The organism is Variovorax sp. J22G73, from assembly GCF_030317035.1.
GTDB lineage: Bacteria > Pseudomonadota > Gammaproteobacteria > Burkholderiales > Burkholderiaceae_C > Variovorax.
Genome location: NZ_JASZYK010000002.1, coordinates 914487 through 926232, shown reverse-complemented (window position 1 = coordinate 926232; position 11746 = coordinate 914487). Strand labels below are relative to the sequence as shown.

The window sequence follows — 11746 nt, the reverse complement described above, 5'->3', positions numbered from 1 at the left end:
GCGGTGGGTCGGCGCGCTAGGGTGGCTTTTCAAAACACCGGAGCCGAGGACATGACCCGTACCCTGCGAACCCTTCTTGCCAGCCCCCCGCTGCACATGGTGCTGGGCGTGGCGGCCGCTTTCATGATGACCGGCTGCGCCGTGTCGCCCCCGACCATCACGCCTGTGAAGCAGGTCGACCTGCAACGCTTCATGGGCGACTGGTACGTCATCGGCAACATTCCCACGCGGCCCGAGCGCGACGCCTTCAACGCCGTGGAGTCGTACAGCCTGAAGCCCGACGGCAGCATCGACACGCGCTTTCGCTACCGCGAAGGCGGCTTCGACGGCCCGCTGAAAACCATGAACCCCACCGGCACCGTGGTGCCCGGCACCAGCAATGCGGTGTGGGGCATGCAGTTCATCTGGCCCATCAAGGCGGAGTACGTGATCGTGGACATCGACCGCGACTACCAGCTGACCATCATCGGCCGCAGCGACCGCGACTACGCCTGGATCATGGCGCGCACGCCGACGGTGTCGGAGCCGGTGTACCAGGCCGCGGTCACGCAGCTGAAGACGCTGGGCTACGCGGTCGACAAGCTGCGCCGCGTGCCGCAGCAGTGGCCGGAAGATGCGGACGCAGCCAGGAAGTAGGAAGCAGCCCCGCGTCCGTCTTCTCGCGTGGCTGCGCGCAGCCCGTGCTAGATGTGCAGCGCCGCCAGCACGCCGATGGCCAGCCCGGCCGCGGCCACGCCGAACATGCCGCGCTCCAGCCACTTCTTCTTGGTGAGCAGCGCCATGGCGGCCAGCGCGATGGACACCTGCAGCACGGTGGTCGCCTGCGCCCAGCGGTGGTGCTGGTGCATCTGCTCTTCAGACTGCGCGTCCCAGCGGTTCGACTCGTCTTCCAGCTTGCGCGCGGCGGTCTGGATGTCGGTTTTTTCCTGCTCGTAGCGCGCCACCTTCACCTGCCAGCCCTGGCGGCGGGTGTCGTCGGTGGCGGTGTCGCGCGCGAACTCGGCCAGCGCCTGCTTGGTGCTCTTCGACTGGAAGTAATTCCACTGGTTCGACGCCTCGGTCTTCTTGATGGCGGCGTTGTTCTTGTAGAGGCCGGCGTTGGCCTGCGTGGCCCCGCCCATGTACGAGAAGATGGCGCCCACGGTGGCGATCACCGCGGTGCACACCGCGATCTTGCTGGTCATGCTCATGCCGCCGCCCTGCGCCGCGGCGTCTTCCGAGCCGTGCCCGTGGTCGTTGCCGTGGCCGCCCGATGCGGCGTGTTCGAGTTCGTGGTCGTGCGGGCCGTGCACGTGAAAGCCGTGTCCTGACATGGAATCCTTTGGGTAGCGGGAGGGGCGAGTCGACAGACTCTCTGGAGAAAAGCGTCGGGCGCGCGTGAGCATGCCCGGTCTTCATGAACGTTCGCCGACACCCTGGCGCCTACAGCGCGGCGCGGGTTCTCCTAAGCGCTTTCCCTCGGTCTTCCCTCGCTCTTCGGTCGCTCTTTCCTCTTTGCTTTAGAGCTCAGCCCCCGGGCGCGACCGTCAGGTAGAACGGCGTCAGCGTGCCCGCCACCGGCCGCAGCAGCTTCAGCAACAGCGGCTTTCCATAGCCTTCGCCCGCCAGCCGCTTCAGCAGGTCTGACAGCTGCGCCAGCGGCGTGCCGTCGCAACCCACGAGGATGTCGCCGCTGCGCAGGCCGTCGCGCGCGGCGGCCGAGCCGGCCACCACCTCGACCACCCGCACGCCGGTGGCCACGGGCCAATCGTTTTCGCGCACCCAGCGCCGGGGCAGGGCCACGGCCGCGCACTGCACGCCCAGCTTGCCGCGGCGCACGGCGCCGTGGCGCATCAACTCGCCGGCCACCCAGCGCGCGGTGTCGATGGCCACGGCAAAGCTCAGGCCCTGGGCCGAGGGAATGACGGCGGTGTTCACACCGATGACGTTGGCCGCGCTGTCCAGCAGCGGGCCGCCGGAGTTGCCGGGGTTGAGCGCCACGTCGGTCTGGATCACGTCCTCGATCATCCGGCCGCCGCGCGAGGGCAGGCTGCGGCCCAGCGCGCTCACGATGCCGGCTGTCACGGTGAAGTCGAAGCCCAGCGGGTTGCCCACCGCCACGGCCACCTGGCCGGGCTGCAGCGCCGCCGAGCTGCCCAGCGGCAGGAAGGCCGCGGGGTGCGACTCGATGCGCAGCACCGCGATGTCGGTGGAGGCGTCGATGCCCACCAGCCGCGCGATGCTTTCGGTGCCGTCGGCAAAGGCGGCGCGCAGCTCGCTCGCGCCTTCGACCACGTGGGCGTTGGTGAGGGTGAAGCCGTCGGGCGTGAACAGAAAGCCCGAGCCGCTGCCGTGCACCGCGCCCTGGGCGGAGGCAGCACCCCGCTGGCCCGGTTTCTTGACCTTGATGTGCGCGACCGCCGCGCTGGCCGTGTGGGCCACCTGTGTGACGGTGGCCGAGTAAGAGTCGAGAAGGAATTCGTCGCGCGCGCCCATGGAGCACCTTTCAGTCGCCAGGTCCCGAAGAAGATTTCAGGGAAATGTTTCCAGGGAAATGGCGGCGGCGCGCGGGCTTTTCAAGCCAGTGGTGACGGGGGGGAGCCCTGTGCGTCTGTGCGGCCGGAGCCCGCTCCGCGGCTGCGCAGGCGCTCCCTGAAGCCGCTCAGCGCCTTGCGTAGCGGGCTGCTCCACGCGGGGGCGCCGGGACGGGCCGCGCCTGAAGACCGGGGCGGCCTGGGCGGTGCAAAGCGCAGCGGCAGCGGCATGTGCTCGGAGTCCGGCGGGTTGGCGCTGAACGGGTCCTGGTGCTGCATCAGCGCGTGGGCGATGCGCATGAGCCGCATCGACGCGCCGGGCTCCTCGCGGCGCAGCGCCTCGACCTCCTTGGCGTAGCTCTCGGTCAGGCGCGCCCACCTGGAGAAGTCGTGTCCGAGCGCCGAAGCTTCTCTGTTCATGCCGGGCCTTTCCGTTGTTCGATCGTCCGCGCCGTGAGGGCGGTGCCTGCGCCGGTCCCGCTGTGTGTCGGGGTTTTGGCGCCTGAGTGATCTATCGGAAATTCCGGCCAGATGTTTAGTACGAAGCCATTCTTTTTTTGGCTACCGGCTCAAATCTTCAATGCCGGGAACGACTTGACCAGGTCGTCCAGCGCCTTCAGCTGGGTCAGGAAGGGCTCCAGCTTGTCCAGCGGCAGGGCGCTGGGGCCGTCGCACTTGGCCTGTGCCGGGTCGGGGTGGGCCTCCAGAAAGAGGCCGCCCAGGCCCACGGCCATGCCGGCGCGTGCCAGGTCGGCCACCTGTTCGCGGCGCCCGCCGGAGGCCGCGGCGCCGGCTTCGCGCTGCTGCAGCGCATGGGTCACGTCGAAGATCACCGGCAGGTCTTGCGTGATCTTCTTCATCACGCCGAAGCCCAGCATGTCGACCACCAGGTTGTCGTAGCCGAAGCAGGTGCCGCGGTCGCAAAGAATGAGCCGGTCGTTGCCCGCTTCCTTGAACTTCTCGACGATGTTGAGCATTTGCGAGGGGCTCAGGAACTGCGGTTTCTTGATGTTGATGACGCGGCCGGTCTTGGCCAGTGCCACCACCAGGTCGGTCTGGCGCGCCAGGAAGGCGGGCAGCTGCAGCACGTCGACCACCTCGGCCACGGGGGCGGCCTGTGCAATTTCGTGCACGTCGGTGAGCACCGGCACGCCGAAGCTGTCTTTCACGGCCTGCAGGATCTTCAGGCCCTCGTCCAGCCCCGGGCCGCGGTACGAGTGGATCGACGAGCGGTTGGCCTTGTCGAAGCTGCCCTTGAAGACATAGGGAATGCCCAGCTTCTGCGTGACGCGCACATATTCCTCGGCGCTGCGCAGGGCCAGGTCGCGGGACTCCAGCACGTTGACCCCGCCGAAGAGAACGAAGGGGCTTGTGTTGCTGACGCTGACGTTGGGGCTGATGGTGACGGTAGACAAGGTTTTCTCCAGGCTGTTTGGCCCTATTGTCCGTCCGCTTCAGCAGGCCCCGGCCGGCTCAGCTTTTGCGGCGCGGCGGCTCGTTTTTCTTGTCCTTGCCGGCCTTGTCGTCCTTGGCGTCCGTGCCATTCTTGGTGTCGGTGTTCGCCGGGGGCGTGCCGTCGTCGCGGTAGCGCAGCTGGTTGCCGACCCGGCTGGGGTACTTCAGCGCGTCCATCGAGCCCGCGCGGCCGGTGAAGGGGCGCATCTCGCTGCCGGTGTAGGTCTCGCGACGCAGGGGCGGGCGGGGGCCCAGGGTGGGGGTGGGCGCGGCGTTGTTCGGTGCTTCGTCGCGGCCTTGCAGCGCGTCGCGGCCCTTGGTGGTGATGGTGTACAGGTGGCCGGGCGTGCCGTCGTGCCGCGGGCTGGAAACCTCGCGGACGTGACCCTGGAGCCGCAACTCCGCCAGGTCGTCGGACACCGGCCGACCCAGGCTCTGACCGATGACGGTGCCGAGCGACAGGTCCATGCGGGCCACGGCGCGCAGCACCGCAATATGGTCCGGGGAAAGAAAGGCGGGGGAAGAGGGAGTCATCTCGCATTCTCCACGCCTTTGGCGTCAGCCCCGAAAACGCGCCGGGGGGCTTGCCTGGGCGGTGCTTCAGTCCGCCGAGAGCGATCGCGCCGAAGGGCTTTCGGCACGCCCCTCGATCCACGCCAGGCACTGCTCGCGCAGCAGGTCGAAGGAGGCCAGCGCGTTCGACTGCGGCTCGAAGATCGACAGCTCGCAGTGCGGCTCGGGATGGCCACCGGAATGAATGCGCGCGCTGCCCGCGAACTTTTCGCTGGCCGGTTCCACGCGGTAGTGAATTTCCCAACCGCCGTGGTGCAGCTCCGAGTGGGCAAGCGCATCGGGCAAGGCCTTGGTAGCCATCACGCGCTCGCGTCGCGATGGGCGGGCGATGGATCTCAGGAGGGATGCCGAGCGAAATGAGTTCATGCGCGGGGTGTGCAACGAAGGTGAAACAAAGGTCGAATGGTTCGTAAAAAATGTAGTGCGCTTCGCATGCGGCCCCTGTCGGAAGAGATGCCGAAAACATCGCCGATGCGTTGCCGCGTGCTGCTACCTTCGATGCACCCCCCACCGAAAAAAGGCGACCCTGCACATGGCCAAGCTCCCCGAGCGATCCGACTTCCCCGCGGGCACCGAATTCGTGATCTACGAGTTCGACGTGCCGCTCGCCTGCGTGCCCAGGGGCGAGGCGGGTGAGGGAAGCGCATGGTTCAACTGGTACGGCGGCAAGCCGCGCCCCTATGCGGTGGAGCGGCTGAAGGTGGACAACAACTGGCCCGCCGACAGCTTCGAGCAATGGGCCGCGTTGGTGGAGGCGTCGCTGTGACAGCACGCCACAGTGCTTTCCCGAATCCACAGCGGCTCCGCGACGCTCGCTTGCGGTACGTGCGTTAACGCACCGAGCGACGGCCGCTCGGGGCGTAAGGTGCGCGCCGTTGGTCATTGCAGTCCGGAAGGCTTGCTCGCCTGGTTTCGGTGGGCGCCCTCGGGGCATGCATGCAAAAAAGGCCCGTATGCCACTCGACTACCTTCGCAAAATCGAACACGCCGGCCTTCCTTTGCTGGTAGACGACAGGAGCGAGATCAACAGCATCGCCGTGCTGGTGGCGGCGGGCATGGTGGAGGCGGTGTTGCCGCCCGTCTCGACCGACGAAAACGCGGAAGGGCGCCTGCCCGCCGTCGTCAAGCTCATCACGCCCCGGGGACGGGCCGAACTGCTGCTGCATGGCTAGCGCCGGTTGCAGACAGCGCCGCCGTGGGCCCATGCTGCAGCGCCGTCGGCAGCCTATCGTCCAGCCAGTCCATGCGCCACGCCAGCACCGCCATCGCAAGCACCAGCACCGCTGCAGCGGCAAAGCCGGTCGCGCCGTGCCGGTCGCGGTACGGGTCGGGCGCGATGCGCCGGGCGCCCGGCGGCACGTGCGCCATCTGCGACAGCATGCCGCCCAGCCGCACATTCACCTTCATGCGCCCGTTGATGGCCCAGCCGCTCGCGTCCAGAATCGGCCCCAGGCTGCGCTGGCGCAGCTTGAGCCACGCAATGAGCATGCTCGGCCCCGAGATGGCCAGCACGATGCCCAGCAGCGCCACCGGTATCCATTGCCCCAGGTCGATGAACTTGCCGAAGATGGCCACCAGCACCGCGCTGATGCTCCCCAGCGCCACGCCGATGGCGGCGACGGTGCCCACGTCGACACGGCCCGCGGGGCGGGGCACGGCGGTCGGCACCTTGGCGGCGTCGGCCGCCGCGGCCTGGTCGGCGGTGGTCAATTTCGTGGCCAGGCTCGTGAGGCTGCCCTGGCCCGCGGCCTCCTGCGCCGCGGCGCGCTTGGCCACCTGCTCCTCGATGACGCGCACGAACTTCTTGTAGGGCGCGAAAAAGGCCTGCGCCACGCTGGTCGGGTTCTCGATCAGCTTGGTGATGGTGGCGTCCCAGTCGCGGCCCTGGCGGTCGTAGAACACGCCGTTGCGGCCCACGAACAGAAAGTCGACATCGCCCGCGGTGAAGGCTGCGACGATGCTCATCTTCGCGCCCTGGCGCGTGCAGTCGCAGTACGCCAGGCAGGTCTTGGCCAGGCCCGCGAGCACGGCGTGCTTGGCCGTGTCCTGCACCTGCACCGTGAGCTCGCAGCTGCGGGCGTCCAGGTACAGCGTGCCGGCCTGGAAGATGGCGCCCTCGCGCCGGTAGAAGGCCTTGAACGACACGAAGTTGTTCAGCAGCACCACCAGGTCGCGCTGTAGGCGAATGAGCTTTTCCAGGTCGACCAGCAGCGCGTTGTGTTCTTCGGCCGCCTCGTCGTCCTTGATGAGCGCGAGCAGCGGCTCGCGCGTTTGCAGCAGGGCGTCGAGCTTGTCCAGCGGCAGCGCGGCGGCCCAGTTGTCGGGGCGCTTGGCCATCAGCGCCTGCAGCGGCGCGAGCATGCGCTTGATGGCGAGCCAGTCGGCTTCGGCCAGCTCTGCAGGTGCGCCCGCGCCCAGCAACGGCTCCACAGCGCGCAAGGTGAAGGCCTCGATGGCGTCGGCCCAGGCGGGGTTCAGGCTGGTGCCGTGCAGCGGCAGCACGCAGCGCGGCGTCACCGGTGCCAGCGGCAGGTCGGCAATGGGCTGGGCCTGCAGGTCGAGCTTGTTGGCGCCCAGCTCGTCGTAGGCCTTCGGCGAGGGGTTGAGCGCGGTCACGGCCTGCACGTCGAAGGCCGCCACGCGGCAGCGCGCGAAGAAGTCGTCGAGCTTGGCCTGCACCTTGTTCGTGGCGTCGGCCGCCGCCAGCGTGGGGTCGCCCAGCGGCATCAATGTGGTGTTGCCCGCGTCGGCCTGCGCATGCCAGTCGCGCGCGACCTGCACTTCGGCGAAGAAGGCTTCGGCCCGCGCGCGGTCGATGCCGGGCGTGGCCTTGTGGCGGTCGGGCACGCTGCCGTGCGTGTGCATGACCTGCTCTACGGTGGCGCGCACCGTGTCGTCCTGCGCGGTGTCGGGCGTGACGATGCCGTCGCCGTTGAAGCGCATGGCGGCCAGCAGCTCGCCGCGATCGGCGATGTCGGCCAGCGTGAGCGTCGCTGCGTCGGGCTTGCCTTGTATCTGCAGCAGGCGGCGCGCTTCTTCGCGCAGCCGGGCGCCGTCGGGGTTGCCGTCGTCGAGTTCGTCCAGCGTGAGCACGTCGCTGCCCTCGAGCAGCACGTCGGGGTTGCGCAGCCGCGCGCACACCCACTCGCACGCCGCCACCACCTCGGGCGGCCGCACGCGGCCGTCGCGGTCGGCGTCGATCAGGTCGAGCGTGCGCGGATCGAAGTCGATGCCGCGCGTGGGGCAGGCGAGCGCCACCCACAGCTTCTGGTCGAGTTCACCGATGCGGGCGATGTCCTCGCCAGAGCGGAACACGACCTGGTCGGTGCCGCCCGCGCGAATGAACTGCCAGCGGTGGGGGGGTGTGGAGGGAGTGGAGGGAATCGAGCGGCGGTCGGCGACCTTCGGTGGGGTTGCGGTGCTCGGCGCTTGCGTCATCGTCGGCGGCCCTCCGCTCAGACCGCGACCTTCTTGTGCTCGCCCAGGTTCTTGGGCGGCTCGCCGGTGATGGCGGCCTTGGCCATCTTGTAGAGCTGCACCATCTTGCTGTCGTCCACGTCCCAGTACTCGGCGCCGAGCACGCTCACGGCCAGCAGGCCCAGGTTAGGGTCGGTGGCGCCGTTGGGGAACCAGGCCTGCGCGGCCTTGGTGAACAGCGCTTCCTTCTTCGCCTGGTCTTCCAGCAGCGCGGCGCGGCCGGACACCGACACGTAGCTGTCGTCGTCGGTGTTGGCATAGGCGATGTTCACGACCGGGTCGGTGGCCACGTGGCGCGCGATGTCGCCGTTCTTCGGCACGAAGAAGTACAGCGTGCCGGCCTCGTCGCCGTTCTTGTTCTGCGTGGTCAGCGGGTGGCTGTGCAGCTGGCCGTCGTCGTGGCGGTGCGTGAGCATGCCGAAGCGGGTGTCCTTGATGAGGTCCCAGAGCTTGCTTTGGTCGGTGGTGGTGGCGGTCATGTCGGGTGCTCCTGATGTGTTGAGGTTGGCGATGAAGGTTTCACCGTAAGGGCAGGTCCGCGAGGGGCTTGAGGACACACACCGCGCTGGCGTGTCGTCCGGCGCCGACAGCTTTGGCCGCAGGTGCGGCCTGTGCGTGCATCGGTTCGCGCAACGGCCCGTGCTGCCGTAGGTCTGCCGTAGGTCTTGTCCGTCCGGCGGAGTCGGCATCCCATGTCATCGGCGTGCGGCGCGCGCGTTAACTTGGAGGTCGACGGTCATCCGTTCCTCGTATTTGTTCCTCTTCCTTTTGCGAGGGCCTCGGAGCGTGACAGCGACGAGGCTTGAACCCGGCTTGGCGCCGGGTTCTTTTTTGCGCGCTACCGGTTCGGTTCAGTTCATGAAGGCTTCAGCAAACCCTCAGCGATCCTTCAGCCGCGCGCCGCAGACTGGACGGCCCGACACACTCAGCCGCACGCGCGGGCCCTCCCTTGAAGAAGCACCTTTTCCTGATGATCGCCGTCGCCACCCTCGCGGTGGGCTGCGGCCACGACGACCACCGGCGCAACCGCGACCGCGACCACAACGGCATTCCGGACCGCTACGAGCGAAACCGCGATGTCAACCGCGACAGCGATGGCGACGGCATACCCGACCGCTACGACCGCCGCCCCGACAACCCCAGAAAGTACTGATCAGGCGCGCTGCCGCAGTGCCAGCACCGACAGCCCGGCGCCGATGAAGGTGAGCCCCGCGCCCACGTTCAGCCCGGTGCCCACGCGCGGTTGGCGCTTCAGCCAGCCCGACAGCCTGAACGCGAAGGCGCCCAGCACGCTGAAGATGAGCGCGGTCAGCACCGCGAAGATGGCGCCGTACACCAGCATCTGCACGGCCACCGGGCCGCGGGCCGCGCTCACGAACTGCGGCAGGAATGCCAGCACGAACAGGCCCGGCTTCGGGTTGAGCACGTTCGACAGCAGGCCGGTGAAGAACACCTTGCGCAGCGACTGGTGCGCGCCCGGCTCGAACGAAATCAGGTTGCGCGAGCGCAGCGCCTTGTAGCCCAGCCACAGCAGGTACACCCCGCCGACCGCCTTGACGGCCCAGAACGCCACCGGCGACGCCTGGATGACCAGCGACAGCCCGAGCGCCGCGGCCACGGTGTGGCACATGATGCCCAGCCCCGCCCCGATGGACGACAGCGCCGCGGCCGCCTTGCCCTGGCTCAGCCCGCGGCTGATCGCCAGGATGTTGTCGGGCCCGGGCGCGAGCACCACCACGAGGCAGGCGGCGAGGTAGGCGAGGAGTACGTCGGTGGGAAACATGGCGGCGGACCTTCAAGTCAATGGAAGCAACAAGGCAGGGGCAGGGTGCGCAAGGATACGCAAGCCGCAGCCCGAATGCACCAGCGGGCCTCCTCGATGCCGCTCAAGGCCCCTCAAGGCCGCTCCAGACCTCTCAAGGCGCCTTGGGCTTCGAAGACGGCTCCCACGAATCCGGCGTCGTCGCCACCAGCGACCTGAAGTCCTTCCACGGCCTGGCGCCGGGAATGGTGCGCCCGCCCACGATCAGCGCCTTGGCGTACGCCACCATGCGCTCGCGCAGGTAGGCGCGGTCGGACTCGGGCCAGGTCTCTATCGAATGCGGCCCGCGCGCCACCACGATCTCCTTCAGCCCGCGGATGCGGTTGTACGCGGCCACGGTGCCCTCCAGCGTCTCGGCGCGGTCCCACAGGCCCTTGCCGAAGAAGGCGGCGGGCCAGCGGTCCATGCCCGCGAGCGTCGACGAGTTGGGATAGAAAACGATGTGGTGGTCGGCCGCCATGCCGCCCAGGAACAGGTTACGGTCGGCGAGGTCGGGCGAATCGCCCACGTAGCCCGCGCCGCTGGCGAACGACGACAGCAGGATGGCGCCGCGAATGTTGCGCAGCCCCTTGGGCGGCGTGCAGCTGGGCTGGGGCATGTCGAAGCTGCACTGCGCCACGTAGTTGCGCGTCATGGCCCAGGCGGTGGACATGGAGCCGCGCGAATAGCCGCCCAGCACCAGCGGAATCTCGCTGGCCGGCATGCCTGCGAGCAGCCGGCCGCGCGTGGCGTCGCCCGCGAGCAGCTCGCCCTGCGGCGTGAGAATGCGCAGCCCGCGCCCGGTGTCCAGCGCGGTGAGCGCGCGGAACACGTCCTCGCCTTGTTCCAGCGTGTTGGTGTCGCTGAAGCCGCCCGACAGCCCCTCGCCGCGGCGGTCGTAGGCCAGCACGTCGTAGCCGGCCTGGTTCAGCGCGTACAGGTTCTCGCGCCACCAGCGCTGGCCCATGGTCTCGGTGGTGGCGTTGGGAAAGCTCACGGGCACGGTCTTGCCCGTCTTCGCGTCGGTGCGGTAGGCCACCTCGTCAGGGTGCTGGATGGCCGTGAGTTGCCCGCCGCCGCCCGGCGCCATGATGACCAGCGCGCGCGTCTTCCTGCCCTTGCCGTCGCTCACGCCCGTACCCTCGATGTACCAGCCGCGCAGCTTGATGTCGCCTGTCATCTTCAGGTCGATGCGCTCGAAGGTGTCGCGCGGCACGGTGAACTCGACGATGGAGGTGCGCGCGTCGGCCTCCGCGATGCCTTCGCGGTAGGGCGCCTTGGCGAAGAAGGCCGGGCGGCGGATTTTCTTCAGGTCGACCTGGCCGTCCGGGTCGATCCTGCCCGAGGGGTCGACCACGCCGGTGGAGCGCGTGGCGCGCTCCTTGTTGGGCGGCAGCCAGCGCTGCATCTGCGCGTCGATGCGCTTGAAGCAGGCCGCGTCTTCCTTGCAGGCGCGCCAGCGGGCCTTGAGCTTCTCGTCGCTGAACTCGCTCACGTGGTAGTCGCCGCCCGCGTAGCCGGCCGGCGTGGGGTTGGCCGTCATGAGCACCGGCACGCAGACCTTGGCGCCGGTTCCCTTCGGACCTTGCCCTAGCAGGTAGCCCCCCATGTTCGCGTTGCGGTCGGTGCCCACCCAGGCGGTGCAGTCGGTGGGCGGGGGCTTGCTGGCCGCGGCCTGGCGCTGGGCCTCGGTGGTGCCCGAGGCGCAGGCGCCGAGCAGGAGCGCGGCGACCAGGGGGAGTGCGGCGCGCGTGATCGCTTCAGTCATCAAGACGGTGGCTCCGGTGAAGAGCAGGAAATCTGGAGGCCCGATCTTCGCCGCATTCACACCGCGTAACCAAAGCCAACACGCCTTGTGCGTGCAAGCGCAGGCGCTGTCGGCTGTAGGAAATTTCCTGCACGCGCATGCGCGAATGTCCACTCTCAA

At 68.6% G+C, this 11746-nt stretch carries 14 protein-coding genes; 4 read left to right on the top strand and 10 right to left on the bottom strand.

The annotated features are described in order from the left end of the window. The first annotated feature begins 51 nt into the window (after nucleotides 1–51). Entirely contained in the window at nucleotides 52–636 is a 585-nt protein-coding gene (locus QTI51_RS12355) for a lipocalin family protein (RefSeq protein ID WP_116907113.1), read from the top strand. 47 nt (nucleotides 637–683) lie between these two features. Here the strand turns inward: QTI51_RS12355 and QTI51_RS12350 are convergent, their stop codons facing one another. The 6 genes from QTI51_RS12350 to QTI51_RS12325 all read right to left on the bottom strand — a co-directional run bounded on the left by QTI51_RS12350 (nucleotide 684) and on the right by QTI51_RS12325 (nucleotide 4841). Continuing rightward, nucleotides 684–1313 carry a DUF4337 domain-containing protein gene (locus QTI51_RS12350; RefSeq protein WP_116907114.1) on the bottom strand — a complete coding sequence of 210 codons (630 nt, stop codon included), beginning with the start codon at nucleotides 1311–1313 and terminating at the stop codon, nucleotides 684–686. Nucleotides 1314–1506: 193 nt separating this feature from the next. Then, nucleotides 1507–2475: a S1C family serine protease gene (locus tag QTI51_RS12345; protein WP_116907115.1), complete on the bottom strand. Its 969-nt coding sequence runs from the start codon at nucleotides 2473–2475 to the stop codon at nucleotides 1507–1509. 80 nt (nucleotides 2476–2555) lie between these two features. Next, entirely contained in the window at nucleotides 2556–2933 is a 378-nt protein-coding gene (locus QTI51_RS12340) for a hypothetical protein (RefSeq protein WP_116907116.1), read from the bottom strand. Between the two features lie 149 nt (nucleotides 2934–3082). Further along, nucleotides 3083–3928 carry a 3-deoxy-8-phosphooctulonate synthase gene (gene kdsA, locus QTI51_RS12335; RefSeq protein WP_116907117.1) on the bottom strand — a complete coding sequence of 282 codons (846 nt, stop codon included), beginning with the start codon at nucleotides 3926–3928 and terminating at the stop codon, nucleotides 3083–3085. Nucleotides 3929–3986: 58 nt separating this feature from the next. Then, nucleotides 3987–4502, bottom strand: coding sequence for a hypothetical protein (locus QTI51_RS12330; RefSeq protein WP_132748684.1), 516 nt, complete (start codon nucleotides 4500–4502; stop codon nucleotides 3987–3989). 66 nt (nucleotides 4503–4568) lie between these two features. Next, nucleotides 4569–4841 carry a hypothetical protein gene (locus tag QTI51_RS12325; protein ID WP_116907119.1) on the bottom strand — a complete coding sequence of 91 codons (273 nt, stop codon included), beginning with the start codon at nucleotides 4839–4841 and terminating at the stop codon, nucleotides 4569–4571. 232 nt (nucleotides 4842–5073) lie between these two features. On the opposite strand from QTI51_RS12325, the gene QTI51_RS12320 reads away from it, so the two are divergent. Together QTI51_RS12320 and QTI51_RS12315 are read left to right on the top strand one after the other, a co-directional pair. Then, nucleotides 5074–5307: a hypothetical protein gene (locus QTI51_RS12320; RefSeq protein ID WP_286515764.1), complete on the top strand. Its 234-nt coding sequence runs from the start codon at nucleotides 5074–5076 to the stop codon at nucleotides 5305–5307. 187 nt (nucleotides 5308–5494) lie between these two features. Beyond that, nucleotides 5495–5713 carry a hypothetical protein gene (locus QTI51_RS12315; RefSeq protein WP_116907120.1) on the top strand — a complete coding sequence of 73 codons (219 nt, stop codon included), beginning with the start codon at nucleotides 5495–5497 and terminating at the stop codon, nucleotides 5711–5713. Here the strand turns inward: QTI51_RS12315 and QTI51_RS12310 are convergent. Continuing rightward, on the bottom strand, nucleotides 5673–7979 hold the full coding sequence (locus QTI51_RS12310; protein WP_286515765.1) for a hypothetical protein: 2307 nt from the start codon (nucleotides 7977–7979) through the stop codon (nucleotides 5673–5675). The two genes, QTI51_RS12315 and QTI51_RS12310, sit on opposite strands and share 41 nt — an antisense overlap. Nucleotides 7980–7996: 17 nt before the next feature. After that, a complete protein-coding gene (locus tag QTI51_RS12305) occupies nucleotides 7997–8497 on the bottom strand; it encodes a pyridoxamine 5'-phosphate oxidase family protein (protein WP_116907121.1) in 501 nt (166 codons plus the stop codon). A 470-nt stretch (nucleotides 8498–8967) separates the two neighbouring features. Here QTI51_RS12305 and QTI51_RS12300 point away from each other — a divergent pair, with 470 nt between their 5' ends. Further along, complete coding sequence (locus tag QTI51_RS12300) at nucleotides 8968–9171, top strand: hypothetical protein (protein WP_132748687.1); 204 nt, start codon at nucleotides 8968–8970, stop codon at nucleotides 9169–9171. Here QTI51_RS12300 and QTI51_RS12295 read toward each other — a convergent pair whose 3' ends face one another. Both QTI51_RS12295 and QTI51_RS12290 read right to left on the bottom strand, forming a co-directional pair. Then, complete coding sequence (locus QTI51_RS12295) at nucleotides 9172–9801, bottom strand: LysE family translocator (protein ID WP_116907123.1); 630 nt, start codon at nucleotides 9799–9801, stop codon at nucleotides 9172–9174. Nucleotides 9802–9934: 133 nt separating this feature from the next. Further along, the gene (locus QTI51_RS12290) at nucleotides 9935–11587 is read right to left on the bottom strand and encodes an alpha/beta hydrolase (protein ID WP_286515767.1); all 1653 of its coding nucleotides are present in this window, start codon (nucleotides 11585–11587) and stop codon (nucleotides 9935–9937) included. Nucleotides 11588–11746: the final 159 nt, after the last annotated feature.